The following is a 25,929-nucleotide window of genomic DNA, read 5'->3' as shown; positions in this document are numbered from 1 at the left end:
TGGTGGCTACATATTGATGTTGTGCTGTTGCTTTTTACTGAAAGCTGCTACTAACGACTCATAAATCTACCCTTAATCGTGTATTGGATGATAGTTGCGGATTTTAGGTTCTTTAGTAAAGTATTGGATGTTCAAGGATTAGATATTGAGCTTGTAAAATGATATAGTGCACCATTTTACAATTGTTCTAGTTTATATAAAAGCTTCGTTTTACTGTAGGTTTTGTGACTTTTGTGTAAAGAAGTATAGATTATTTTGCTCATTGTTCGCTTAACTATTTTAATGACAAAGGAGTCTGATTATATGTTACTTAAGAGAAATGTAATTATTCATTTGCTGTCTTTGGGTGTGCTTTGTATTGGTTTTTTGTTGTTTAGATATGTATTATTTGACATTCACGGTATGAAGCAGTTTCCACTTGGTTTGTTTGTTATCGGAGTGATTTCATTGGTAATCTCTTTTTTCTTTAATGGCAAAATAACTCCTATCTGTACCGCTTTTGCATATATTATTGGCTTTAGTATAGGTGTTTTGTTTCAAGAAGATGGTATTGATGCAGGCGGCACAGCAACAAATAATCTATGGATAATTTGGTCTGTTGTGTTTGTTTTCATTATATTGGGAGGTATAATTTTTGATAAGTTCGTAAGTCCCTTTAAAAAGAAATCTGAATAGTTTTTTTATGGATGTTAATATCTACCCTTACAATTATCAAATAATGATAGTCTTTATCTTGTTATATTGTAAATATAACCTATTCTGAGTTGATTTTCTCAGTTTTTATTGTTATTTTTATGGTATTCAAGTAGCGGTTCTGGTAATAGCCTATTACTGAAGACGTGCATGGCTCTGGGCTGTTAAGGCAACTTAACCGCTTTTTCTTTTCAATTTTTCTTTGTTAATAGAAATTTCTGTATCTTTGCTTCGTTATAAGACACAAATAACTTCTAACACTGTCATTCTCATTCATTTCTTCAATCTTGACAGTAAATCAAAGCACATTATAATTTAAGTTTATAGCTGCCTTAGCAGCCCGTCTATCACATCCTATCCAGGCTGTGATAGATGTTTTCTCATTTATTCACTTTTCATTAATCATTTAATAAATTTCAATATGGAACAGGTATTAATTGGTCAGAATGCCGGCGTTATCTGGCATATTCTCGATGGTAAAAAGAGTGTTGAACTTTCACACCTTAAAAAGGAATCCAAACTTTCAGATGCAGAGTTCTGGGCTGCTATCGGTTGGTTGTCTAAGGAAGACAAACTTTCCTTCTCTACAGAAAAAGTAGGTAAGAAGATAGTGAAGACATACTCTTTGAAAGACTGATTCATTGTGCGCTCATGCTGTAGGCTTGCTTGATTCCTGATGGAATAGGCAAGTCTTTTTTTTTACAATAAATTTTACAACATAATACGTTCAAATTATTTAATTTTGATTTTGTGACATAATCAAAATTTACTATTTTTGTCCCAAACCACATAAATTAGCTTATATGGAAAATAAATTTGAACTAGTTGAAAAATATAATATTGATGTGGATGTCTTTATTGAAGAAAACGGTGTAACTCCTGTTGGAAAACTGCCTGACAACCATCTAACCAAAGAGTTTCTTCGCCTATATTTCACTGGACAGATTACAAAGGTCTGGAAGAGATGGCTTTCTGATATATATTATGCGATGACAACAAAAGGTGAGGAAATCTCGCTCCCTAAAACTAATCTTACAGCCTGGGATATTGAGAAGATTATTAATGACAAGCGTGGTGGTAAAAGGGCAGGTGCGGGCCCCAAGCTGAAGACCGGTTATGTAACGACAACTTTAAGGATTCCTTCTACCCTGAAAGAGAGTTTCAAGTGCTATATCGATATGTACACTCAGTACTACAAAGGTGATGAAGAAAACATTCCATATTTCACAAACGAAGAAGATAGGCTGAACACAATCAGGGATATGATGAGTGTACTAAAATATGAAGAGCATCTGATATATGAACGTAGAAGAAGAGCTGCCGAGGAAGAGGAAAACAAACGTCAGCTCAAACTCTTTGGTGACGAAAATCAATGATATTATAGCTTTGAATCTGTAACACAATCAAATCAGATTAGGGTATGCTTGGTTGTTCCTTGCATACCTTTTTTATGTCCTTTGCTTTCTTTTCCCTTCTATCCCATATAAACATTATTCTTTCTGGTACCTCCAACATTTACTACAAAAGTAACTCTAAGGATGTCCCTTACAGTTGCCTTATAATCCTAATGCTCGAATTATCAACACTATACATTTTGTCATCTTTTTTGTCTCTCACCAACATTCTGTACAAAAGTAACTCTAAGCTTTCCCTACGAGCAATAAACTATTTCCTGGTGTAGGTAAATATGATAAACAAAAAGCTGTTCGTCACACCTTTCAGGAAGACTAAAGCCTGTCCGTTACTGGTCTACTCTCTTTACAGTGAACCTTTGTTCTTTTGTCCCATATCTCTTAATCGGTATAACTCTTTTCCCGATTGTCTTAGATTGGTCTTTTCTGCTGTCCGCTTCCTCATTCCAGGTCGAAATATCCCCATCTGAGAGCCTTTGTTTTTTGACGGCAAATTTATAAGGGTTAGTGGAAATGAAAGAGTTCCGGCTAAGAGCCTTTGCCCTGAAAAAAATAACGATGTTGTCTGCGACTTCCCCAACATTTTTTTCGTTCAAAACTTTTCTAATTCCACTTTTCCTGAAAAGACAATGCCGTAAAAAAAAGGCTCAAACTCAGATGGGGAATGATTCACAATCTAAAAAAAAAGTCAGCGGACAAAAGACCAAACCAAGACAAAGGTTTTAAAAAAAAGGTCTAAAGCTCGCTGAAGAATAATTCAAGTTTTAACCCTCTAAAGCATACGGATATGAGAAAAGGATTTGAAGTGAACGGCGATTACAGACTGATGGACAGTTCAGAACTTGTGTACATTCTTACAAACAGTGCAGTTATGGTAAATAAGGTACAAGAAAAGGAAGTGGTTTATGGCGAAGAATGCAGCTTTGAGGATGTGTTGGCGAAGATGACACCGGGCAAGCGCAATCTCGTCATGGCAGGTGTGGAACTTTACAAACGCTGCAACTCAAACAAGAACCAAAGACCGGTTATCAGACAGAGTACAGACATTTATGACTATATGCAGCCTGTTTTGGGAGATAACAAGACCGAAGAATGTTGGGCTATCTTAATGAACTCGTCTGCAAGAGTTATCAAGAGAATACGCATTTCTTCCGGTGGACTGAATACATGCCTGATTGATATAAGGGTACTGCTTAAAGAGGCTATTCTTTGCGAGGCTACCTCATTTATCCTTTCTCACAACCATCCGAGCGGAAACAAAAAACCGAGTACAGAGGATGATAAGCTGACCCAATCGGCAGCAACGGCAGCCAAGACACTCAATATCCGAATGCTTGACCATGTTATCATCTGCAATGATTCTTACTACAGTTATGCAGATGAAGGTAGAATCTAAGTGAGCAGAGTAGCACAACCTTAAAAATAGGTTGTGACTACTTTTTCAAGAAAAAGTAGCAAAACAATTAAATGACAAACATTATGAAGTGGATTGAAATGATGGTTAAGAAATTGACCGCAAGATATATGAGCCTAAACCGTCAGTTTAAAGTGCAACGGCATACCATTGTGTGCCAGAGCGGTATGGAGGACTATGTTAGTGTAACGATAGACTGTACTGAATCTTTCAGCTTTGACTTTTGGACAAAGGAACTTACCTGTGAATATGGCAGCAGATACTTTGATGATGTATCAGAAGCATTCAGAAAAGTGTACGGAAATATTACCATTATCAATAACTCTAAATGACTGTATTATGGAAAAGAACTATGAAACTTTGCGCATTATATTCAACAAACCGCTTGCTGAAATAGATAAGGAGTTCGATGAAGAAAAGGAAATGTTCGGTGTAGAGAGCTTAAAGGAGTTCATAGACGGATATGAATCTTCAAGGTTTACTCAAATAAGCGAAACGGAAGCTATTATCACTTCTGAATACAACATGAACCATATTGTTGACTGGATAGAGAGGTTTGCCGAAGATATGGTTTACTCTTAATCTGATTATGTCACAGAATCAAAATGCTATTAATTTTCAAAATTTACCGATATGAACACAACAACGATACATCCGGCAGAAGTATATCTCCGTAACCCAAACAACCCATCTTCACTGTACGTAAAAATCAACGGTAAGCGCAGAAGGCTTTTTATCAATCGTCAGGAAGGAGTGATAGGTATAATCGCAGAGAGGAAGAAAAGGAAAGGCTATAGGTTTTATGATTGGGCATCCATTCAGGCTGTTTATTATCCGACCGGTGAGGATGATAAAGAAACCGTCAGAAAAGAAGTATTAAAATATAAGAAGCTGGCGAGACTGGCTTCACATACCAATGCCTGGCTAAGACAGATTGCAGACGCAGATCCGGAGAAATCACTGTTTGAAAACCATATCACGACAGGAACCACCATTGACGGAAAATGTATCAGACTGAGCACCATCGAGAAGTATTGCGGCTACATGGTGATGGAATGTTTCAGGGAAGCCTTCAAGAAGAAGGAGAAGTATTCAAGTTACAGGTTTGACTTTTGTGGCTATGACGGCACACTCTGGTGTGAACCCCGTGAGGACGGTGACATGGCAGCAGGCTTTATGAAGGAATACCGAAATACCGGGAACGGCTATTATTACCTGCTTATCAATGACAATACCATGATAGGCTATGACATTGACTGACTCTTTTTCCCTATCCTTTGTCAAGGTATAAAGGATAGGGTATAATAAACAATTATACAACACTTTAATTTGTTATCTTATGAAACCGGAAGTTATTATTCAGCAAGGCTTGAAAAGTGCCAATATATTGCTTAAGAATGCACAGAAGAGAGCTGCAGAACTTGACCACCTGAAGGGAGAGCTTGTAATAATCACAGATGCAAACGGCAAGACCTTCAAAGGCTTTTACAGGAATGTTGAGTTCATCATCTTGGACAACAGGATTACCGCCAGATATACTGTCTGCCATATTCTTGAATGTAACGGCTTTATAATGCCATCAGAACATACAGACGAAGTATATGATGCTGTGGATATACACAAGACATCCTATAAGAATTACAGATATAATGTTTAACCCTATAAATCATATTGACATGAAAACAAAACTTTCACCTTATACAATCGCTTCAAACTGTACTGACCTTACTGACATCCGTGACGGTATCAATGAAATTCAGGATGAAATGAAAAGGCTTGTTTCCGAGGGAAAGAATGTTCCGTCTTTCTTCTATTCACGTTTGTCGAAACTACAGGCCAAAAGGAAAAAAATTGAACAGAAAAACCAGGTTCACATGAATGTGACCATCCGTTTCTTCATAGACGAGGAAACGCTTACATGGGCTGTCCGACATTGCCTGCACTTCCAGATAGAGCCATCTTTTCCGAATGTAAAGAAAGCCATCAGGAATGCAGTCCTGAACAACGGCAAATCAATCATTGATTTTCCAGAATACTGGGGTGATGACCTTTTGGACGTAAATCAGGCAGATGTTGAAAAGGCTTTGGGATTGCTAAAATCTGCTTTTGGTTTATAATACTATTACTTCAAGGGGGAGAAATGATTTGTATTTTCTCTCTCTTGAAGCTTCTCTGCTATTGATTCTCTTCATTCATTATTTTCTTATATGCTTCCGAAATTTCATTTTTGTACTTATCTATGTTATACAGGCCTATTTCTAAAAGGTAATCAACGGATTTCTTTGTTAGAAGTTCTATATTCGATTTTTCATCTTCATTTTCTAATTCTTCCATCAGCCCGTTGTATAAACACCTGAAAGCGAAATTTCTTATTTCTTCATTTTGCTCGAATCGTATTCTATTGAATAGTCTTATGTCTTCTTTAAAGTATAAATCATTACATGGACATAGATCTCCTGATTCCAGTATATAGTATTTACGGGTTGTTATAAATTCCGCTTTATCTTCAAGGTTTTGGGGCAATTCATTTGAATCAAAAATCAGTACCCTACTGTCGATGTATGTAACAAATGCGTCACATGCGTAATATAGCCTTTCTCTTAATGGCTCAAGTAGCATTCTTTCATTCATAGTATGTTTGTTAGTTGTAATAGCTAAATACAAATTTAGTATAAATATTAAGCACTTGCATTTAATTTGATTCTTTATTTATGCTAAGTTCTTTTATTTGTGATTATATTTGTTGATACTACAAAATATATTTTCAGAAAGCTACCATTTAATGATGCCTTAATTATTAATGAGTTAGTGTTATTTGTTAGTATATAGAATGAAATTGTTATTGACGTTTATCTTTTGATATAATTGTTTTTATATTTCAAATTATGGATACAAATAAAATAGGTGAGTGGGCCGGTATAGTATGGCGACTCTTAAGTAAGGAAAATCGTGAAATGACGTTTGAAGAAGTAATGAAAGCAACTGGTCTGGATGAACGGCAGCTTGCTGGAGCAATTGGTTGGTTGGCTCGTGAGGACAAGATCATTTTTAATGCTCCTCATGACGGAAAACTGGCTAATCTGAGCTTGATGTTGAATCTTTATATTGGATAAAGATTAGTTAATAAAAAAGAAGCCCCCGGCACTGCCGAAGGCTTCTTTTTTCACTTTTCAATAACCGCAGATACAACTGTTATACTTCGGTTATCTCCCGTTTCGGGCGGAATTTTTCCCGCCCGATGGTTTACTGTTTCTTCAAGGTTGGCAATGCTCCGGTGAGTTCGTACAGCCACTCTGAGCCTGCACTTTGCAGGGCGGCGTTCATCTGTTCAACGGCGTCTAACCAGTCGCCGTCCGTCACTTTGGTGGTTTCGATGGTGGTGCTGCCTCCCTCATTGTAGCCGATGCCTGTGTAGGGATTGCTTCCCCAGTAGCAGGCGGTGATGATACCGCCACCAAACATGAAGTCCTTGAAGTTCCGTCCCGCCACGCCGCCTGTGGCTCCTCCCGGGCCGCTGACAGTCCATTTGGCATGGTAGCAGGCAGTCAGGGTGCCTAAATCGTTGCTTCCCGTTACGCCGCCTGTATAGATGGTGCCGCTTCCGCTACCGGTCACGCTGCCCGTGGCATAGCAGGCGGTCAGGGTGCTACTTGCTCCGTTAGATCCCACCACGCCGCCGGCATAGGCAGCACTTGTGGTGTTATTTTCAACGCTTACGCTGCCCGTAGCATAGCAGCCGGTCAGGGAGGCACCACTATTTGTTGCACCTGCCACGCCGCCTGCCCGCACCATTCCCTTCACTGTGGCCGAGGAGTTGCACCCGGTGATGGCACCGTCCGATTGATAGCCCACCACGCCACCTGCGGTGGAGTTGCTGCTGACGCTGCCCGACACCGAGCAGTATTCAATGTTGCCATAGCTCCATCCCGCCACGCCGCCGACGTTGCCGCTACTGTGATTGCTTTCTATCTTCACGTCCTTCAGCGTCACGTTCTTCACCGTGCCGCCGGAGCCGATATGTCCGAACAGGCCCGCATATTGGTCACTTCCCGTAACGGCCAGCCCCGTGATGGTATAGTTGCCGCCGTCGAAGGTGCCGGTGTATTGGTGGTTATAGCCTTTGCCTATCGGTGTCCAGTCGATGCCCGTGAGGTTGATGTCGCCGGTCAGGGTGATATTGATGTCTAACTTCCATTCTTCGTTCACCAGCTTGGCTACATTTCTTAGCCCCTCGTCGGTATAGACGGTGTAGGTCTTGCCGTCCTCCGACACGGTGTATCCCGGGTCTTCTGCCGCAGCGAGGGAGACGGTGTAGGTATATTCCTCGCCCGCTTTCCATTCGGCATCGCTCTGCATCTTATAGACGAAGACCTTGCCGTTGGTGAATTTGCAGGTGATGAAGGCCGTGCCCGCCGCCACCGTCTGCGGGGCGACGAGCGCGGTGTAGGTGTCACCGCCCTTGTCATACGGGGCGATTACAGCCGGGTTTCCGTTCTCGGTGGAGAGGCCTGTCAGCCGCACGAAAATCTGCTCCTCAGTGTAGTCCGTCAGAACGACGGTCACCCGTGCCGTGCGGTGGGTGAAGCGGAGTGTGGGGTTGCCGTAGCTCACCGTCTGTTTCTCGGCCACGATGAGGTCGCTGCCCTCGAAGTTCTTCCGGGCACTTTGGTCGGCAGCTACCTTCACGGCAGGCGGGGTTGTTTCGCCAGCGGTGTAGGGCCACCACGCCGTGACGGTGATGTTATTGTGGTTGGTCCAGTAGTGCGGGTCGGTGGAGGTCAGCGTGGCGCCGGTGTTGTCGGAGGTGGAGGGCGTCACATTGTATGCCTTCACCGTGCCGTCCATCCTGACTGCCACGCTCTGCACGCCCTCCCAGTCGCCGTCCACCGGGGCACGGGTACCGGCGGTGGCTGTTGCGTCGGGGTTCAGCCCCGTGGCGGTGAAGACGATGGGTGTGCCTTCCGCCCCTTCCGGCAGGAAGCCCGCTTCGTCCTGCGTGCAGGCGGTCAGGCCGAGCAGCAGGGCGAGGGCTGCGAATATATGGATGGTTGTTCGTTTCATGATGCGTGTTGTTTAGGGGTTGTTATGGTTTCTTTTGCAGTACGGGCAGGTCGTCGGGACCGAGTACCCACTGGTAGTCGTTGCCGGTGAGGGCGGGGTTCATGCCGTATACGGCTGGCTGCCAGGAGGCGCCGGAGTATATTTCATTCGTATCGGTGGTGCCATAGTTATTCATTACTCCTTTATACCCATTCTTGCCATAATAGCAAGCGTTGATGGTGCCTAAGTTGGTAGAGGCTATGTTACCGGGTATAGACCCTGCCAGGGTTCCGTTGAACCAGCAGGCGGTGATGGTACCGACGTTGTTGGCTGCTATGCCGCCGACACTGCCACTGGCTGTTGCAATCGTTCCCGTTACGGAACAGGCGGTGAGGGTGCCGTAGTTGCTGACTGCTATGCCGCCGGCCACACCGTATTGTATCACGTTGAAGTCCACATCCACCAGTTGCAGGTTCTTCACCTCGCCGTTGCCGCCGATACCGCCGAACAACGCAGCACTCTCACCCCGCGGATTGTCCGTAGTGATGGCCAGCCCCGTGATGCGGTGTCCCTGTCCGTCGAAGGTGCCTTGGTAACCGGATTCAGAAGTGGTGCCATTACCTATCAGAGTCCAATTCTTGCCCGTAAGGTCGATGTCGGCAGTCAGGGTGCAGTTGATGGTGAGGTCGCTCTGCACAGCTTCGTTCCATGCCATCAGGCCGTCTGCGTTATAGACCGTGTAGGTCTTGGTGGTGGTGTCGTTGTTATAGCCCAAATCCTCGGCTGCGCCTTCTTCGCCGCCGCCGTCGTCCCATTTGCCGATTTCACAGCCTGCCAGCGTCAGGCCGGTGGCGTTCACCTTGACGGTGTAGGTATAGCGGTTGCCTGCCTCCAGCACGACGTCGTTCTGCGGGCGGAAGTAGAAGTTGCCGCCGCTAAGTTCCACGCGGATGAATGGCTCGCCTTTCGCAACGGTCTGCGGGGCGGTCAGTGCCTCGTAGCTGTTGCCGCTTGCGTGGTAGGTCTTGATGGCGGTCGGGTTTTCGTTATCGGTGGACAAGCTCACGAGGCTCACCGTGGCACCGTCCACGCTCGTGAATCCAGTGCCGGGCTTCAGTTCGATGGCCACGCGTGCCGTGCGGTGGGTAAAGGTGAGTTTCGGGTCGCTGAACGTCACCGTCTGGTTCTCGGCGGAGATGAAGTCACTGCCTTGGAATGCGGCCAGCTTGCTCTGGTCTTCGGCCACCTTTACGGCAGGCATCCGTGTGATGTCAGCCTTGTCGAGGGGCCACCATGCCGATACGGTAATCGGGTCGCGACTGGTCCAGTAGTGCGGGTCGTTCTCGCATGAGAGCGTGGCTTTCGTATTGTCAGCGGAGTTAGGCGTTACGGTGTATTCCTTTACCGCGTCGCCCATCTTGAGTGCCACGGTCTGTACGCCCTGCCAGTCGCCGTCCACGGTGGCACGGGTGGATGGGGCTGCCTGCGGAGTTGCCTCTACGGACAGTCCGGTGGCACGGATGACTACGGGGTATTCACCTTCGGGCAGACGGTTATCGTCAGCCAGTTCGTCCTGCGTGCAGGCGGTGAGGGCTATCAGCAGCGCGGTGGCTGCGGGGATAAATAATCTATGTCTCATAATTCTTCATTCTTAATTCTTCATTCTCTTACAGGTCAGCACCCACTTCTCCGCCGTCTATGTCGTTCCACTTTGCAATGGTGGCTTCGCTGACTTCAATGCCTTTGTTGCGTACCTTGACGGTATAGGTATAGTTGTTGCCCGCCTGCAGTGCGCCTTCGGGCACGGTGAGCGTGGCACGATAATTCTGACTTCTGTAATTCACAGTCAACGGCAGGGATGCAGCTGTCTGCGGGAAGAGGATGACCGATGACGTGAGGTTGCCGTCGGCCAGCTCCATGGTCAGTTCTCCGGTCTGTGCCCCGTCGTCTGCGGTGGCAATACCGTCGGCCGTGTTGAACGTACCGGTGAGTTTCAATCCGTCCAGCGTGTAACGTTCAGGCTTGATCACACTGAAATCCACGCCGTCGCCCGCCTCGAAGGTAAGGGTTATCCGGCTCATGCGGTGGTGGAAGGAGTTGTCTTCACCGCCATCCTTCGTTTTGTCGGTGAAGCTCACTACCGGGCTGTTTTTGTCCCCCGTAGCTCCTGAAGTAAAGAGGAAGTCGATGGCAGGCTGGTTCTGCTGCGCCGTGGCATCGGTCGTGGCTGCGAGGGTGCCTCCCGCCGCGTTGTACGGATAGTAGGCGCGGAAAGTATGGGTCTCTGCATCTTCGATATAGATGACCTTTTCTTCTGCCTCAAATTTCCCGTTCTTCAGGATGAAAGGCACGTTGCCGTACTGGGTGTCGTTACCGATGTCGGTGACGCCGATGCGGTCACCGTTATCCCATGTGGTTCCGCTGGCGCGGGTGGCGGGGGCGATGTCGGCGATAAACCGGGCGGCCACGGGACCGTCATTGTTCAGAATCTCGTTGTCGTTATTGCAGGCTGCCAGTGCGAGGGCGAGCGCCGCAAGTGCAAAAAATCTTGTCTTCATTATATCTGTCATTTTATTAGTTACAAATCGGCGTTTACATCATCACCTTTCACTTCTTCCCAGCCGGTAATTCCGGCTCCGTCCACTTCCATGCCTTCGGGAGTCTCAACCAGCGTTCCGCCGAGGGTCAGCGATTCGCCCTTTCCGGTGTTGAAGGCCGCGAGAGCTTCCGTAAGGTCGCTTTTCAGCGTGGTGGGGGTCGGGTTGCCGTCAGCATAGCGGATTTCGCCCGTCAGCAGCTGTTCCGTGCCGGTCACACCCAGCAGCCGCACCGTGGCTTTCCACTTGCCGGCATCATCACCTTCGGTTATCTTGGTGAAGGGCAGCGCGACGTTCGAAGCGGCTCCGTAGGTATCGGTTGCGAAGTCGAGTGTTCCGGCTGCACCCGTCAGATGGGCAACAATCTCCGTGATGCGTCCGGCGGCATCACCCGTCGGCTCGACGACAAGCGTCAGCTCGCGTACCTGCTGCTTCATCGCGGCGGTCAGCGGATAGTCCTTGTCTTTCTCGATGCTCACCTGTTCCGTATAGGTGAAGAACCATCCCGGAGCATTGTTCACAAAGGCATCCGTGCCTGCCCGGTTTCCCGTGGCTGCGGCAACGGTGGCGGTGGTACCGCTTACCGTGATTCCTTCAGCCGGGTTCCACACCGCAAGGGTGTAGCTGCCCGGAGCAAACAGATGGTCGGGGGCATGGGTGGCGGAAGTCTCCGTACCCGTATAGTCACCCATGGTGACCGTCCATGTGGCAGGTATGTCGATGCCCTCACCGCGGGCCGACCAGTCGGCTGTCACCGCAATCTTCCCGTAGTCGGGGTGCGGCGTGTCATAAAGCGCATCTTTCACGCAGGAAGAGAGCAGCACGGCGGCTGCCATTCCCATCATATTTATATATTGTCTTGCTTTCATATTCGATTCCTCCGAGTTAGAATAACTTCCATACCAATGTCACACCGGCATTGATGGGGCCCCACCAGTCCTTTGTCTCGTTGCCGCGGCATACTCGCACACCGTCAATGACCTCATATTTCTCATAGTCGGCATTCAGGTAGCCCAAGCCGAGGTTGAAATCAAGATTCAGTGCCTTGTTCAGCCGCAGCTGATAGCCGGCAGTGATGCCGCCACCCATCAGGTCGCCCTGCTTGCCCGTTTCGGAGAGCTTGTAGTTGAACTGTCCGGCCTTGAACATCGCACCCAGATACCAGGCTTTCTTCTCGCCCATGTAGTAACGCACTTCCGGAGCCACTTCCCACAGAGCGTAGCGGCGGTCCTTGTCGCTCCATGTCCAAGAAGTCCACGAGCCGTTTACGGCAATGCCCCACGACGGGCAGATGCGCCATTCAAGTCCTAAATCGGGTGTCAGGGTAGCCCAGCGCAGCAGGTTGGCACGCAGGGAGAGATGATAATCAGTTGGTGTTTTGGTTTCCGACGGCATGTCGGCAAGTGTATTTTGTTGAGCGGCTTTCTCTGCCTCTGCCTTTTCAGCGGCAAGTCGGGCTTCTTCCGCCTTGCGCTGCTCTTCGGCAAGCCGTTCCTGTTCGGCACGCTTCTCGGCTGCCAGACGTTCGGCTTCAGCCTTGCGTCGTGCTTCCGTATCAGCATCCGTCTCGGCTGTTTCCTTTACCGGTACCGTCAGGCGCACGGTGACAAAATCACCCTCAGTCGCATGGTTGCGGGTAATGAAATTCTCCTCTTTTATTTCCGCGCGTGTAATCAGTTCTGATTTCACACGGTTGGCACGGATCTTCGCCGTGGCAAGGTTCTCGGCTTCACTGCCCAGCGAGTTGCAGTAGCCATCGACATAAAGCGGCAGCTTGCCGTCAAGAATTGTTGCTTTGTTGCTTTTGATACATTCCAGCAGGCGGGCAAGTTCTGTGTCATTCCCATTCCAGGGAACATAAAACATATCCTTCTGCGGAACGAACCGGAAGGTGTAGGTCGTGTCTGCTTTCTGCTGCGCAAAAACAGTCGTCAGAAAGACTGTAAACAGAAAAAATGTAAATAAAAATTTCTTCATAAACGATGTAATATCAGTTTTATTTCTTACTCATTTTAACAAAGTTATGAAAAAAATAGGTTTTTCTTGTCTTCAATGATACAGTTTTTCTCAATTTTCTTTCATTATCTTCCTTTTTTGTTGATAGAGCACTTTTTAAATTGTCAAATGAGCACATTTTGTTGATAGAGCACATTTGTTTTGTCAAATGAGCACAAATTCATTTTCCTTGCTTTAAGGCAAAATTGCCTTTTTCCACTTGGCAGGCGAGCATCCTTCCTTCTCAGTAAATGATTTGGTGAAATAGCTTCGTGACATGAAACCGGATAGCTCGGCGACTCTCTGTATGCTTATTTCAGGATGCTCCTTCAGTATTTCTTTTGCGTATTCCAATCTGATATCAGTTATCCAATCACAGAATGACAGATGGTATTTTTCCTTTATAAAGGCATTCAGATATGTTCTGTTGCTGTCAAGCATTTTTGCCATATCCTGTATTGTCAATCCTGACTGTGTATAGCTTTTGCTTTCCAGCCAGGTTGCCAGACTGTTCTCTATGTTTTCAAAATATTTGGGAGATTCATTTTCCGTTTCATCCTTTGCATCTTCTGTTCCCGTTTCATTCTCTATCTCCAGTGTCCGCTCTATCTGTTCATGGTATATCATATAGTTCTGATAAGAATAGAACAGGTAACCATAAAAAGGTATTGATGAGAGAATCCACCAGTTGATGTATTGATCAGGAAGGAATGTCAGCAGTCCGCATCCGACACCGTAAAGGACAGCCCAGTAGGTGATGACATTCATCCATTTTATGTAGATTTCTATATTTTCTGAATGGATGTCCTTAAATCCTCTGGTGGCTTTTTTATATGTCCGTATCAGACGTGTGGCAAGCCAAATTCCATAGCATATCAGACATGCTGCCATGATTACTGTGCCGATGTTTTGTGCACTTCCTTTGGATACCGCAAACAGCACATAACTTGATAATCCGGTATAGATAATCCAAAACAGCAGATGTATGGCAAAGCGTTTTACTGTAATGTATAGCTTGTCCAATAACGTCATCAGTGCCGAGCTGAAAAGCCAGTAACACAGAAAGTAGGTTGACAGGTTCATCAGTATGGCCGCATTATGATTGACAAAACGGATACCACAGAACAGATGAACCGCATAGTTGGCCGACAAAACCAGCAATGCCGTTCCCATAATCCGGCGTGAACGGAAATAATCTTTAAATATCGGCTTTTCCGGTGTTCTTGTCAGCAAGAAGTATAAACTGAAGAATGTCATTAGCGACAGGGCTGCGCATAATGAGTATTGATACACTAAATGATTCATAAGCTTTTATTTATGGTTCTGATTATTTTGATAAATGCTTGATTTACGGAGCAAAGATACTATATATTAAGTGTTTCTAAACTTTTCTTGGAGTGTTTTCATCATATCAATAAGTTCGTCAAATGTGGGCTTATCTCCGAATATCATATCGTCCTTCATGTCAGTATAGTCCTTTTTCCACGCGGATATTATATCTTCTCGTGGTATGAGGACTATTCTTTTTCTTATATCCGGTGTGTAGTCCATGCCACTTACAGAAGTGTATATTTCCCTATGTCGCCTGATTGACTCCCATAAATCATCATTTTTTATAGCTTTGTCATCTATGCCATGCTTCATCATTTCTGACAAATCGTACAGATGTCTTGATTTTCTGTCTGCTTTCCTTCCATGTCCTTCCACAGAGAACATTTCATGTATTAGAAAAGCTTTCTCCAAAAAAGTCTTTTCTGCATTGGCAGTGGTAATATCAGAATCTACCAGTGTCGTTTGAATATTCGGGTAGTTGTTTTCTACCATACTCTTTACTTTGGTAACAGTGCATGGTTCCATTAGTGAACGGGCACTGATTTCAAGCATGACAACCGGTTTAAGGTAATCTAATTCTGAAGGATAAACACTGTCATATTTAATCCATACTTTTCTTGGCTCAGGATAAGTACCGTCACCCTCTCCATCAGGTTCAACTTCCACAGAACATAAATCTGCCAGACCATGATCCTCTATTGCTTGCTGTAGCTCAGGATAGAACGTATCTCTTACATAAACAGATGACGCTTTTCTGAGCTTCTTTATTTTCTTCTTTGTTATATCTCCGGTTATTTCAAAGACAACAGGATCAATGGCAAGGTCAATATCTTCTGAAAACCGTTTTATCAGGTTCCAAACTTTTGATATTGAAGTTCCGCCCTTGAATATTAAATGTTCAGCACAAGACATGGTAAAAACTATTTGCAATATCGTTGTTACCCATATATCTTTCTCTATGGCCTGTCCAGGCAATCCTATCTTGTTTTCTGCTGCCTGTAATACCTTTTGCTGCTGTTCTTTTGTTAGACTAAAATAATTATTCATAAGCTTCCGTTACTATATTCCTTATCCATTCCGGCATTAAACTTAAGTCTTTCATAACTTCACTCTTTGGCTCATTTTTCAGTAATTCCCGGATTCTTTTTATGACGGTCTGTTCTATATTCATTTTGCCAAGAGATTTAAGGGCGAATGTTATCAGCATGGCTAATTTACTGGTGAAAGAAAGATTCTTAGGTGTCGTTCTTTTGAAAGTTATCTTTCTTCCATTGTATAACTCCAAATGTCTTGCTGAACCATCAGTCATATATACACAGTTCAATGGTATTTGTGTAGATAAACCAAGAACATGCTGTGCGTATGAACCTGTCGGAACAATCCTTGCGTGGTCTCTTTTTGCCAGACTTCTGACTATTTCATCTGTGGTAGGCATAATAATACCAAGACCAAGTTCTTCATCAATTTGTGGATAGCAATAGATTCCTTGGGCTACCCTGACAATCTTTTCGTCTTTACATAACCTTGTCAATGACTGCCTGATTGCTTCAGATGTACCCAAATCCAAAAAATCATCAGGGTAAAAAATGCTTCCCCTTCCAAATGATTTTATTCTATCTTCTATTTGCGTTATAATACTCATACATTGAATTTGTCACAAATTTATGATTTATTTGTGACAAAACAAAATTTTAGCGGATATTGTCACAAATTTATGATTTATTTGTGACAAACATATTCATCAACTCTTACTAAATTATCTTTTGAAGGACTAAAATAAACTATAGATTACCATAGACTAAATAAATTTGCCCTATACATTATATATATAGGGCTTTTTTCTTGCTTTTTAAGTCTAAATCTAATAACTTTGAAAAATCAAGTATAATTTAGACTATGGGAGAAATAATTGGATATGCCAGAGTAAGTACAAGGGAGCAGAACCTCTCTTCTCAGATAGATGCACTGAACAATGCCGGTTGCATCCGAATCTTCACAGACAAAATCTCCGGAAAAGAGTTCAAGCGTGAAGGTCTGACTGCTTGCTTAGATTACCTTCGTGCCGATGACACACTTGTCATTTACCGACTTGACCGATTAGGCAGATCCGTAAAGGAAATGCTTGACCTTTGTGCCAAACTGGAGCAACGGCGAATCAAACTTGTTTCCCTTCAGGACAATCTTGATACTTCTACCGCTGTCGGCAGGTTTACCATGCAGATACTTGCATCACTGGCCGAGTATAACCGCAATCTTATTCTTGAAGGTTGCAAAGCCGGAATCGAGGCAGCCAAGAAGAGGGGGGTAAAGTTCGGAAGACAGGAAGGGACTAAGATGAAAAAACCGAAGAAGGAAGCTGTCATCCAACTCTACAAGGCTGGTACAGCCGTACAGCAGATAATGGAGATAACCGGCATCAAGGCAAAACAGACAATTTATAACTATCTGTCCGAAGAGGATATTCAACCAAACAGAAAATAATTATTCACAAATCACTCATAGAAGACCTTTGCGTCTTATCCGACTAAAAATGGTCAAAAGCCACTTCTTATCAAACTAAAAATGGTCTAATTTGTATTTAAAGAGCTTCTTATTTACTATATTTGTAGCAAATATTGATTTGTAAAATATGAGTATCGCACTGAATATTTCGGAAATCCTTTTCGCTGGTATAGATATGAGTGAAAGCAAAAGGAAGAAAATGGTAAATGAAGGCAGTATCCGTAAGATAACATCTAAGATATATACTCCCAATATGGTGGATTCATTGGAGGATATAGTCAAGCGCAATGTTTTTCGCATTTTAGGTTTCCTTTTCCCTCATGCTGTAATCAGTCATAGGAGTGCTTTTGAGTTAAAACCTACTGAAGCCGGAGATATTTACCTTACATACGAATATACGAAGAATGTGAAACTTCCGGGTTTAAAGGTTCACTTGATGGAAGGACATGGCGGTGGTGAACGTGACATGCCCTTCATAGAGAATCTATATATATCAAGTGCTGAAAGAAGAACATTGGAGAATCTACAGGCCAGTCGTTCACGTGGTGGTGTGTCTAAGTGCTTACCTCGTGAATATATTGAAAACTACTTGGAAAAACATCTTCAGGTGAATGGAGAAAAAGGGCTGAACGATTTCAGGGATAAGGCGAGAGAATGCTCGTTGGAGCTTGGTATGAAAGAGGAGTTCAATACTCTCAATTCTATCATAGGCGCGTTGTTACTTACAAGACCAGTATCTATATTGACTTCTTCAGGTGCCGTGGCCAGAGCAAGCGGTGAACCGTTTGATGCTGAGCGTGTCAAACTCTTCGGTGTCCTGTTTGAGGCATTGCATAACCAACCGTTTGAAACTATAGATGAACCTAATGTTGAAACATCTGCCTTTCGGAATTTTGCTTTTTTCGAGAGCTATTTCTCCAATTATATTGAAGGTACGGAATTTGAAATAGAGGATGCGAGACAGATTATAGAAACCGGACAGCCGCTGCCTGCTCGCAATGCAGATTCTCATGACGTACTTGGTACTTTTCACATCGTGGCAAGTCGCAGAGAAATGAGACGTGTTCCTTCGTCATCGGATGAACTGATAGATATTCTTCAAGACAGACATCGGGTGATGATGGCTGCTCGCCCTGAAAAGAATCCAGGTATGTTCAAGATGCAGAATAATCATGCCGGTGATACTCATTTTGTGGATTGCACGCTGGTTAGAGGGACACTGAGAAAAGGTTTTGAATATTATCAGGCATTGGATAATGCATTTGCCAAATCTCTCTTCATGCTATTTATGATTAGCGAGGTACATCCTTTTACTGACGGGAATGGCCGTATTTCCAGAATTATGATGAATGCGGAACTGGTGGCCGCTGACCAGTCGAAGATTATTATTCCGACTGTATTCAGAGAGGATTATCTAAATGCCCTTCGCAGATTGACAAGAAGAAATGATCCGAGTGTCCTTATAAGAGCTATTTCCCGTGTAAGACAATTCAGCGCCAATATTCAGGGTGCTGACTTTGATGCTACACGAAATTATCTAGAACATTGCAACGCTTTTAAAGATGCTGACGGGTACATTCTTAAGTTTTGAATCTGTTACAGAATCAAAACGTACACTATTATAAATAATTTCAAATCGTTAATTCATAATTAATAGAACACTTATTATGACAAAGGAAGATTTTATAAAGAAATTCCCCGATATAAAGGTACAGCAGTTTGAAACTGAAACTATACTCAGTAAACAGGAAATCATGGATATCGTAGAGCAGGCTACACAATCTATGGATATGGGCCTTGTCTATTATGAACATTGTGGATGCAACATAACTGTTTTTACCTCAGATAAGATGAAAGCCGAACTTGCCAAGATGGTACCAGGCTACCAAGTTACAGACCCGAATACTGGAGAAACCGGAACTATCGTATCAGAAAAATATATAGTTTGCGGCAATTACTGCGTAAGGGTGGAGTTCCCTTCCGGTACAGATGTTTATGATTGTGATTTCTTTGTTGAATAATATTCTGTATAAATTCCAAACAAAATGGAACAAGGAGAAATAATACTATATCAGCCTAATGATTCTCTTAGACTAGAAGTTAGGTTAGATGGAGATAATGTATGGTTGAATCGTTCACAACTTGCTGAACTATTTGACCGTGATGTAAAGACAATTGGTAAGCATATTAATAATGCTCTTAAAGAAGAACTGGATAATGTTCCAGTTGTCGCAAAATTTGCGACAACTGCTGCTGATGGTAAAGTTTATCAGACTGAACATTATAATCTTGATATGGTTATATCTGTTGGTTTTCGAGTAAAATCAAGAAGAGGTGTTGACTTTAGAAGGTGGGCGAATACCATTCTTAAAGAATATATGCTTAAAGGATATGCTATTAATCAACGTATTGAACAACTTGAAAAAACTGTCGCCTTACATTCGGAAAAGATAGACTTCTTTGTCCGTACCTCACTGCCACCGGTGGAAGGTATCTTCTTTGACGGACAGATATTCGATGCCTACAAGTTTGCAACGGATCTTATCAAAACCGCCAGAAAATCCCTTCTTTTGATAGACAACTATGTCGATGAATCTGTATTGCTTATGCTGAGCAAACGCAATCCGGGTGTGTCGGCCACTATCTATACACAGAAGATTACACCGCAGCTTCAGCTTGACCTTGACAAGCATAATGACCAGTACCCACCCATCAATATCAGAACCTACCGGAACAGTCATGACCGTTTCCTGATAGTTGACGATAAAGAGGTTTACCATATAGGAGCTTCATTGAAGGATCTTGGCAAGAAAATGTTTGCTTTCTCGAAGTTGGAGATAGATCCCGGACTTATAACTGACAAACTGTAAGAAAATATATAATGAAACCCATCGACACACCCAATACCCAAGATGGTAGCATCCCTACTCCAGGCAGCTACCCTCTCTACGAATACCCGGCATATACCTTCGACAAAAAGTATGAGAATGACGAGTTCCAGAAGAAAGTGATTACCCTTGACAGCGGTTATCATCTGGTTCTGGCTCCTCCGGGATGCGGCAAGACGGATATCCTTGCCGAAAGGGTGGTTCGTGCCCTCTCGTGTGGTGTGTCACTGGATGACATGCTCTGCCTGACTTTCACTAACAGGGCGGCCAGAGGTATGCGCTCCAGAATACTCGAAAGGCTTCAGTCTTCAGGAGAAATGAGCCTGTTTGTCGGAAACGTACACCGCTTCTGTTCGCACTACCTCTTTGACAACAACGTGGTGGCACGTGATACCACCGTCATTGACGAGCAGGAATCTTTGTCTATTATGGCTTCTATTTTCGGCTGGAAAGAAGGTTCCTATGCCGGCAATGGCTATAATCGTGTTCTTACCAATGCCATCAAGTTGCAGCACCTTGGATATATGATTGCCAACGGATGTCCTAAGGAGTTCCTGATGCACACCGACCTGTTCCGCACGTTTGATTATAAGACGCTGTTCAAGCTGGTGTCCCTTGATTACACGATGGAGAACTTTGCCGGACTCTACAACGGTACTGTTTTTCCGAAAGTAGATACTTCCGGTCAGCCGTCTAAGTACTTGGATGACTGCCTCCAGCAGTTCAAGTTTGCAAGAAAATACCAACAGTACAAGGAAGAAAGGAACCTGGTTGACTTTGATGACCTGCTTATTCTGACCTATATCCACGCTTCACAGCATCAGGACAGGCTGAAGAAATATTCCTGGATTCAGATTGACGAGGTTCAGGATCTCTCCCCTTTTCAGTTCGGAATCATCGACCTGTTTACTGACCATTCTAAAGAAAACGTGACTCTTTATCTCGGAGACGAGCAGCAGGCAATCTTCTCATTCATAGGCGCAAAGCTCGCAACTCTTGAATGGTTGCGTGAACGCTGTGGAGAGAACATGCACCGCCTGTATTTCAACTACCGTTCCCCGAAATATCTCTTGGATGTCTTCAATACATACGCCAACATGGAGCTTGATGTTGACCCTCATTTCCTGCCTAAGACGAACAATCTTACTGAAGCCGGACAGGATTCTCTCTGCATCATGGCCGCTCCTGAAAAGGACGATGAAGTGAAGCTGGTGGCTGAAAGTGTTGGTAATTTTTGTACCTCTCATCCTGATGAAAGGGTGGCTGTTCTTGTGCCCTGGAACAAGGATGCCGACCAGATTTCGCATGAACTCACAGTCCGCAATATCCCCCACTTCAAGATTTCCGGAACAGACCTTTTCACTACCCGACAGGCGCAGCTGCTTTTCGCCCATCTGCAGGTGGTGTACTTGGATTCCAACATGATGGCTTGGTCAAAGATCCTGACCGGGACAGGTATCTTCAATGAGGACTCCGAGGCACGGCGCTTCGTGAAGCATCTTCGTGACAACTACCTGCTGCCGTCGGATTTTCTCAACTACACGCGCAGCTCATACATGCTGGAACTGTACAGGTGCTGCCAGGGCGAATACGTCATCTTTGATACGGAAACTACCGGCTTGAATGTCTTTGAGGACGATATCGTACAGATTGCGGCCATCAAGGTGAATGCCGGGAAGATTACCGACCGCTTCAACATCATCCTTCACACAGACAAGCCGATACCGGCTATGCTCGGAGGCATTGTAAACCCTCTTCTTCTGGAATATGAGCGTGCGGATAAGGTTGACCGTAAGACCGGTCTGTGTGCGTTTATGGACTTCGTGGGTGATTGTACCCTTATCGGTCAGAACGTGGAATATGACTGTTATATTCTTGACTACAATCTCCGTAGGGATTGCGGTGACTTCTCTTTCTTTACCGTTCATCCTCTGTATTTCGATACCCTCAGGGTGGCACGTATCATGGCTCCACGCCTGAAGTCCTACAAGCTTAAATCCCTGCTGGAGGTCTTCGGTCTCGAAGGTGAGAATTCACATCTGGCTGATGATGATGTCATTGCCACCTTGTCAGTGCTTGACCACTTCCTGGGTATCTTTGCTGCCAACATGCAGCAGCATATCGACTGTCTTCAGAACAACTCTGCCGTGGCCGAGCTGTTCCGCAGAGCCTATGCCGACATCTATCACGGTACACTCAGCCGTCTTTACCAGAGGTCGTTTGAATCTGCTCTGCTTGTTGACGAGCTGGAGCAACTGTACGGCACATTCATACAGAAGGAGTGGATAACAGCGAACCCGAAGATGCAGTACATCTTCAGCTTCCTCCGTAATGATGTAATCTTTCCGGAGAAGACACCGAGCCTGAAGGAGCAGCTTTCAGCCCACCTTCTTGATATAACTACCTATCGAGAGGCTGACCTGTGTGACAGCTCATGTATAACAGAAAAGGTGTTCGTCTCTACAGTCCACAAGGCAAAAGGCCTGGAGTTTGAGAATGTGATCATCTTCGAAGCTACCGATGGTGTCTATCCGTTCTTTGACAAGAAGACTCCGGAAGAAATCAGAGAATCCGCAAGGCTTTTCTATGTGGCCATGACCAGAGCAAAGAAACGCCTGCACATCACATACGCAGCATCCGTGTCAGGCATATCCAAATGGGGAAATCCTTACTCTATCGACAAGGAACCTACCCCATTCCTCCGCCACATAAAGAACCACTTCCGCTTTTGATTATGTCACATAATCAAAAACAATAAGGGAAGAACAGACTTTATCCATGTCTCTCTTCCCTTGTTTTATTGCTGTCATTTATGCCGGCTCCATAATTCTTATGAGTTTGATGGATAGTTTGTTCTCTATCTCAGCAATACTTTTAAATGAGAAATTTACCTTGCCGGACAATATCTTGCTTACATATTGTGGCGTAACACCGAGACGTTCTGCCAGCCCGTTACGGTTGATTTCATTTGTCTCCATGTAATCAATTAGTGACAAGGCAACGTCACGAGACCATTTAAGCCATTCACGGTTTTCACGTCTCCATTCCGCATTTTCCTGGTATCTTGAAGGCGTTTTGCTTTCATGCTGCTTTAAAAAATCAATCGTCCCGTTCATTTTTATTCCTCCATATTTAAGTCAATGAAACTGTCTTTATCAAATACACCACAAGTCATATTCGATAACAAATATAGCCATTTTATTCTAAATCTATAAGCTTAGTATGCTGTCTTTCAATAATTCATATCTACTAAAGAGATAAGTTATATTATTGTCTTTTGCTTTATCATCAGAAAAGAAATTACTATTCAGGTAAATTCTCTGCCTTCACTTCATTAACCTCCACCATCCGGCCCCGTCCGCACCAGTTGGCCATTCCGTTCTGCGGTGCAAAGGTATATCGGGCTGTTCCGCTTCATCAAGGTTAGGCCTGTCGGTTTGAGTGAAAATCTTCCCTGCCGGAGGCGAGGTATTTTCTCTCAAAACCTTGCTTCTGCTATGCCCTTCAAACCAGGCACCGAAACGAAACGACCGATGCGACCGGAAGACGCATAAAAAAATGTCGGAAATGATACGGCAGATGGTTGAAACTTCAACTCCCTCGCTCTCAGATCCGCATAAATTCATTAACTCATAAATTCAAACGACTATGGCAGCAATAGCAACAAAATTCGCATTGTGGGAAGTGCCCGCACTTGACACTCTTAAAGACGCAAAAGCCTACATCCTTCGTCAGAAAGTGAACAATAAGGAAAAACTCAGCCGTGAGGAAAAGAACTGGATTTCATACCAGGTGAACCATAACACCTACTTCAAAAGCGGAATCCCGGTGAGAGGCTGGAGATTTGATTTCTCTGACATCCTGAAGACATTTCTCGTCAATCAGTACGGCTGTTGGTACGAATACAAGTCAATCGACAAGACAGCATTGAGAAACTTCCTTCACGGCAGAATAAACAAGATAGTTCAAATCTAAAACCCATATACCATGAAACAGAGCATAGAGAAAATCCCGACATGGGCTTTCGGTTATATCTTCAACGGCGACATGACCGGTCTGACAGATGAAGAAGTCAGGATGATTGATGAAACGCTGAAAAGTATCGGTGCGGAACTTGTCTGTACTCCTCCTGATGAAGAAGCGCAACCCTATTTCACACGATACCCTCTTTTCGGTCTTCCCACCGAAGTCGAGGATTGTGTGGTAATCATAAAAGGCTCCTGACGAGAGCCTTTACTTGCTAATAACCATTCTTTATATGTTTCTTGTTTTTTAAAATTATTATTTCCCTTGTTTTTTATATCTTTACTTCTATAATATCTTATCTTTATGAAGCAGAATAGAAAAGAAATACTTAAAACCATTTTCAAATTATTCCTTACTCGTCATTATGAAGATGTTTCTTATGACGACATGATAAAAGCTACAAATATTTCCAAGGGTGGCTTATATCATTATGCGCCTAATAAAATTGAACTTTTCCGGTTGGTTGTAGATACTTTTTTTCTTGACCTGATTAAAGTTGAAGATGATATTATGATTAAGACTTCTGGCTCTGATAAATTTGCTCTTCATGACTTTCTAATGAGTTATGCAAGTTTCTTGCACAAGCGTTTTTGTCGTATTCAGGATTTCCTTCAGCTTCCTGTTGATGAAACAGCACGTGCCTTTTCTTTTTTTATTCTTAATTCTCAAAGATATCATCCTTCTTTCTATGAAAAATACCTTTCTCTAGAAGCCAGAGAAAAAGAACTTATAAAGAATGTTCTTCTTATAGCAGAGAAAAACGGAGAAATTAAAAACAATATGAATCTTCTTTTAGTCTCTGACATGTTCTATAATTCATACAGCGGACTACTTTTTTATTCCTCATTTCATCCTACCGATGATTTTGAGAAGAAACTGCTTATGCTTTTTGAAAATGTTTACTCTCTAATAAAAGTAGATAGCTGAATTTTATTCCTCACCATCCCTTCTCCTGTCAGTCTTCACCCCACTGGCTCTGAGAATCCTGAATACTGAGCTTTTGCTTCTGAAACCAACCTGCTTTTTTATCTCATCTGTCGGAACGCCCGCTTTGTACAGCTCCACGCATTTCTCGTTGCGAAGCTGCCTGGCTTGGCTTCTGCTCCTTTCTCTTTTTTCCGAAAGTTTCCTTATCTTCCTGATTGCGTATGAATCTTCTGTCAGTGTCGATATGGCGTGCAGCAGATTTTCGGTGGAACTCGCATATTTCTCTCCGTAACTGTCTATCCTGTCCCTTAAGAATATAATTCTGAGATTTTTAATTCTACTGATATTGAGGAATAAACAAAGCTGTCTTACTCCTTTAAAGGCATTTGCCATTGATAAGAAGATAACTTCATCCCTGTCGTTCAGATTGTCCATAAGTTTCTTCAGCTCTTTAGTTTTCCCCTCTACGTTGTACCGCTCCCTGTAGATGAAGTCGCAGTTCTCTTTCTGAATCCTTTGTTCGTCTTCCTCGATGCGCTGTTCTGGTAGTTCTGTCACTATATATCCTATTCTTGCCATAATCCCTTTTTCTTTCAAATTTATAAATTATGCATGAGAGACCTCGTTTCCTGATGTCATATTTCATAGGCTATAGAGTTAATTAACAGATAAAAATGGTACTTTCGGAAGAATTGCTTGAATGACAATGTGTTATGCTGCTTTTAAGTGAGTTTGATTTTTTGCTTGTATGATTCCTGAATTTCATACTTCGTACTTTGCTCGGATTTCCTTCCTATGATGAAGGATTCTGTCGTGATATTTTGTACTGTTTATTGGGCGTTTCAGTAAACTGCCGGGCTATCCGCGTCAAGTCCTCGCCTTGCTGTGGGCTTTATTCTCCTATCCCTAACGCGGTTCTCATACTCCCACCACCCTGCTAAGGTATGTCCGGTTGCCTTTGTTCTATGGTGACTATTGCATGGTCACCCTCCGGACAGAGGCAGCGGCCATCCGTTCCGCTGCATGGCCAAAGACTTCGTTTCCGACCATGCACTCCACTCATTGCTCACCCATACACACCCAGCCGGCATCTTGGGGCACAA

General features: G+C 43.9%; 30 protein-coding genes. 18 read left to right on the top strand and 12 right to left on the bottom strand.

All coding sequences use genetic code 11. From position 1 onward, the window contains the following. Positions 1-303 precede the first annotated feature (303 nt). From MUN53_RS15560 to MUN53_RS15550, 3 genes are all read left to right on the top strand, one after another. Entirely contained in the window at positions 304-675 is a 372-nt protein-coding gene (locus MUN53_RS15560) for a hypothetical protein (RefSeq protein WP_118038404.1), read from the top strand. Between the two features lie 439 nt (positions 676-1,114). After that, on the top strand, positions 1,115-1,330 hold the full coding sequence (locus MUN53_RS15555) for a winged helix-turn-helix domain-containing protein (protein WP_195298387.1): 216 nt from the start codon (positions 1,115-1,117) through the stop codon (positions 1,328-1,330). A 166-nt stretch (positions 1,331-1,496) separates the two neighbouring features. Further along, positions 1,497-2,069 carry a hypothetical protein gene (locus tag MUN53_RS15550; protein ID WP_243326405.1) on the top strand — a complete coding sequence of 191 codons (573 nt, stop codon included), beginning with the start codon at positions 1,497-1,499 and terminating at the stop codon, positions 2,067-2,069. A 365-nt stretch (positions 2,070-2,434) separates the two neighbouring features. Here MUN53_RS15550 and MUN53_RS15545 read toward each other — a convergent pair whose 3' ends face one another. Further along, the gene (locus MUN53_RS15545; RefSeq protein WP_195298386.1) at positions 2,435-2,701 is read right to left on the bottom strand and encodes a hypothetical protein; all 267 of its coding nucleotides are present in this window, start codon (positions 2,699-2,701) and stop codon (positions 2,435-2,437) included. 191 nt (positions 2,702-2,892) lie between these two features. On the opposite strand from MUN53_RS15545, the gene MUN53_RS15540 reads away from it, so the two are divergent. The 6 genes from MUN53_RS15540 to MUN53_RS15515 all read left to right on the top strand — a co-directional run bounded on the left by MUN53_RS15540 (position 2,893) and on the right by MUN53_RS15515 (position 5,636). Next, on the top strand, positions 2,893-3,501 hold the full coding sequence (locus MUN53_RS15540; RefSeq protein WP_204480077.1) for a JAB domain-containing protein: 609 nt from the start codon (positions 2,893-2,895) through the stop codon (positions 3,499-3,501). 83 nt (positions 3,502-3,584) lie between these two features. Continuing rightward, positions 3,585-3,851: a hypothetical protein gene (locus MUN53_RS15535; protein WP_204480075.1), complete on the top strand. Its 267-nt coding sequence runs from the start codon at positions 3,585-3,587 to the stop codon at positions 3,849-3,851. Positions 3,852-3,858: 7 nt separating this feature from the next. Then, on the top strand, positions 3,859-4,101 hold the full coding sequence (locus MUN53_RS15530; RefSeq protein ID WP_243326404.1) for a DUF6956 domain-containing protein: 243 nt from the start codon (positions 3,859-3,861) through the stop codon (positions 4,099-4,101). 51 nt (positions 4,102-4,152) lie between these two features. Continuing rightward, a complete protein-coding gene (locus tag MUN53_RS15525) occupies positions 4,153-4,779 on the top strand; it encodes a hypothetical protein (protein ID WP_243326403.1) in 627 nt (208 codons plus the stop codon). Positions 4,780-4,858: 79 nt separating this feature from the next. Then, complete coding sequence (locus MUN53_RS15520) at positions 4,859-5,176, top strand: hypothetical protein (RefSeq protein ID WP_149917536.1); 318 nt, start codon at positions 4,859-4,861, stop codon at positions 5,174-5,176. 19 nt (positions 5,177-5,195) lie between these two features. Then, on the top strand, positions 5,196-5,636 hold the full coding sequence (locus tag MUN53_RS15515) for a hypothetical protein (protein WP_118038445.1): 441 nt from the start codon (positions 5,196-5,198) through the stop codon (positions 5,634-5,636). Positions 5,637-5,694: 58 nt separating this feature from the next. On the opposite strand, the gene MUN53_RS15510 is transcribed toward MUN53_RS15515, so the two are convergent. Next, the gene (locus MUN53_RS15510) at positions 5,695-6,150 is read right to left on the bottom strand and encodes a hypothetical protein (RefSeq protein WP_243326402.1); all 456 of its coding nucleotides are present in this window, start codon (positions 6,148-6,150) and stop codon (positions 5,695-5,697) included. A 254-nt stretch (positions 6,151-6,404) separates the two neighbouring features. On the opposite strand from MUN53_RS15510, the gene MUN53_RS15505 reads away from it, so the two are divergent. Continuing rightward, complete coding sequence (locus tag MUN53_RS15505; RefSeq protein WP_243326401.1) at positions 6,405-6,632, top strand: winged helix-turn-helix domain-containing protein; 228 nt, start codon at positions 6,405-6,407, stop codon at positions 6,630-6,632. Positions 6,633-6,762: 130 nt separating this feature from the next. On the opposite strand, the gene MUN53_RS15500 is transcribed toward MUN53_RS15505, so the two are convergent. The 8 genes from MUN53_RS15500 to MUN53_RS15465 all read right to left on the bottom strand — a co-directional run bounded on the left by MUN53_RS15500 (position 6,763) and on the right by MUN53_RS15465 (position 16,125). After that, entirely contained in the window at positions 6,763-8,580 is a 1,818-nt protein-coding gene (locus tag MUN53_RS15500) for a fimbrillin family protein (RefSeq protein ID WP_243326400.1), read from the bottom strand. A gap of 22 nt (positions 8,581-8,602) precedes the next feature. Then, entirely contained in the window at positions 8,603-10,198 is a 1,596-nt protein-coding gene (locus MUN53_RS15495) for a fimbrillin family protein (protein WP_243326399.1), read from the bottom strand. Positions 10,199-10,226: 28 nt separating this feature from the next. Further along, positions 10,227-11,117: a fimbrillin family protein gene (locus MUN53_RS15490; protein WP_243326398.1), complete on the bottom strand. Its 891-nt coding sequence runs from the start codon at positions 11,115-11,117 to the stop codon at positions 10,227-10,229. Positions 11,118-11,137: 20 nt separating this feature from the next. Beyond that, positions 11,138-12,025, bottom strand: coding sequence for a FimB/Mfa2 family fimbrial subunit (locus MUN53_RS15485; protein WP_243326397.1), 888 nt, complete (start codon positions 12,023-12,025; stop codon positions 11,138-11,140). Positions 12,026-12,041: 16 nt separating this feature from the next. Further along, positions 12,042-13,133: a DUF3575 domain-containing protein gene (locus tag MUN53_RS15480; RefSeq protein WP_243326396.1), complete on the bottom strand. Its 1,092-nt coding sequence runs from the start codon at positions 13,131-13,133 to the stop codon at positions 12,042-12,044. 213 nt (positions 13,134-13,346) lie between these two features. Then, positions 13,347-14,456 carry a helix-turn-helix transcriptional regulator gene (locus MUN53_RS15475; RefSeq protein ID WP_243326395.1) on the bottom strand — a complete coding sequence of 370 codons (1,110 nt, stop codon included), beginning with the start codon at positions 14,454-14,456 and terminating at the stop codon, positions 13,347-13,349. 66 nt (positions 14,457-14,522) lie between these two features. Continuing rightward, entirely contained in the window at positions 14,523-15,530 is a 1,008-nt protein-coding gene (locus MUN53_RS15470) for a nucleotidyl transferase AbiEii/AbiGii toxin family protein (protein ID WP_195477416.1), read from the bottom strand. Continuing rightward, a complete protein-coding gene (locus tag MUN53_RS15465) occupies positions 15,523-16,125 on the bottom strand; it encodes a DUF6088 family protein (RefSeq protein ID WP_149917527.1) in 603 nt (200 codons plus the stop codon). The genes MUN53_RS15470 and MUN53_RS15465 overlap by 8 nt, the downstream gene beginning before the upstream one ends. Positions 16,126-16,379: 254 nt before the next feature. Here MUN53_RS15465 and MUN53_RS15460 point away from each other — a divergent pair, with 254 nt between their 5' ends. The 5 genes from MUN53_RS15460 to MUN53_RS15440 all read left to right on the top strand — a co-directional run bounded on the left by MUN53_RS15460 (position 16,380) and on the right by MUN53_RS15440 (position 22,605). Next, complete coding sequence (locus MUN53_RS15460; protein ID WP_117893624.1) at positions 16,380-16,964, top strand: recombinase family protein; 585 nt, start codon at positions 16,380-16,382, stop codon at positions 16,962-16,964. A gap of 196 nt (positions 16,965-17,160) precedes the next feature. Beyond that, the gene (locus tag MUN53_RS15455; RefSeq protein ID WP_243326394.1) at positions 17,161-18,576 is read left to right on the top strand and encodes a Fic family protein; all 1,416 of its coding nucleotides are present in this window, start codon (positions 17,161-17,163) and stop codon (positions 18,574-18,576) included. A 76-nt stretch (positions 18,577-18,652) separates the two neighbouring features. Then, positions 18,653-19,006, top strand: coding sequence for a hypothetical protein (locus MUN53_RS15450; RefSeq protein ID WP_229084552.1), 354 nt, complete (start codon positions 18,653-18,655; stop codon positions 19,004-19,006). Between the two features lie 24 nt (positions 19,007-19,030). Further along, a complete protein-coding gene (locus MUN53_RS15445) occupies positions 19,031-19,855 on the top strand; it encodes a virulence RhuM family protein (RefSeq protein ID WP_118038441.1) in 825 nt (274 codons plus the stop codon). An 11-nt stretch (positions 19,856-19,866) separates the two neighbouring features. After that, positions 19,867-22,605: a 3'-5' exonuclease gene (locus tag MUN53_RS15440; protein WP_118038442.1), complete on the top strand. Its 2,739-nt coding sequence runs from the start codon at positions 19,867-19,869 to the stop codon at positions 22,603-22,605. A 78-nt stretch (positions 22,606-22,683) separates the two neighbouring features. Here the strand turns inward: MUN53_RS15440 and MUN53_RS15435 are convergent, their stop codons facing one another. Then, on the bottom strand, positions 22,684-22,989 hold the full coding sequence (locus tag MUN53_RS15435; protein WP_117893645.1) for a helix-turn-helix domain-containing protein: 306 nt from the start codon (positions 22,987-22,989) through the stop codon (positions 22,684-22,686). Between the two features lie 532 nt (positions 22,990-23,521). On the opposite strand from MUN53_RS15435, the gene MUN53_RS15430 reads away from it, so the two are divergent. From MUN53_RS15430 to MUN53_RS15420, 3 genes are all read left to right on the top strand, one after another. Then, complete coding sequence (locus MUN53_RS15430; protein WP_117893653.1) at positions 23,522-23,848, top strand: molybdenum ABC transporter ATP-binding protein; 327 nt, start codon at positions 23,522-23,524, stop codon at positions 23,846-23,848. 12 nt (positions 23,849-23,860) lie between these two features. Then, positions 23,861-24,097, top strand: a complete 237-nt coding sequence (locus tag MUN53_RS15425; RefSeq protein WP_087211663.1) for a DUF6926 domain-containing protein — start codon at positions 23,861-23,863, stop codon at positions 24,095-24,097. A 105-nt stretch (positions 24,098-24,202) separates the two neighbouring features. Beyond that, positions 24,203-24,826: a TetR/AcrR family transcriptional regulator gene (locus MUN53_RS15420; RefSeq protein WP_117893656.1), complete on the top strand. Its 624-nt coding sequence runs from the start codon at positions 24,203-24,205 to the stop codon at positions 24,824-24,826. 3 nt (positions 24,827-24,829) lie between these two features. On the opposite strand, the gene MUN53_RS15415 is transcribed toward MUN53_RS15420, so the two are convergent. Next, positions 24,830-25,405: a hypothetical protein gene (locus MUN53_RS15415; RefSeq protein WP_243326393.1), complete on the bottom strand. Its 576-nt coding sequence runs from the start codon at positions 25,403-25,405 to the stop codon at positions 24,830-24,832. Between the last annotated feature and the right edge of the window lie 524 nt (positions 25,406-25,929).

It is taken from the genome of Parabacteroides faecalis, from assembly GCF_022809355.1.
GTDB lineage: Bacteria > Bacteroidota > Bacteroidia > Bacteroidales > Tannerellaceae > Parabacteroides > Parabacteroides faecalis.
Note: the sequence above shows the minus strand (reverse complement) of the source record. Positions and strands in the feature narration are given on the sequence as shown.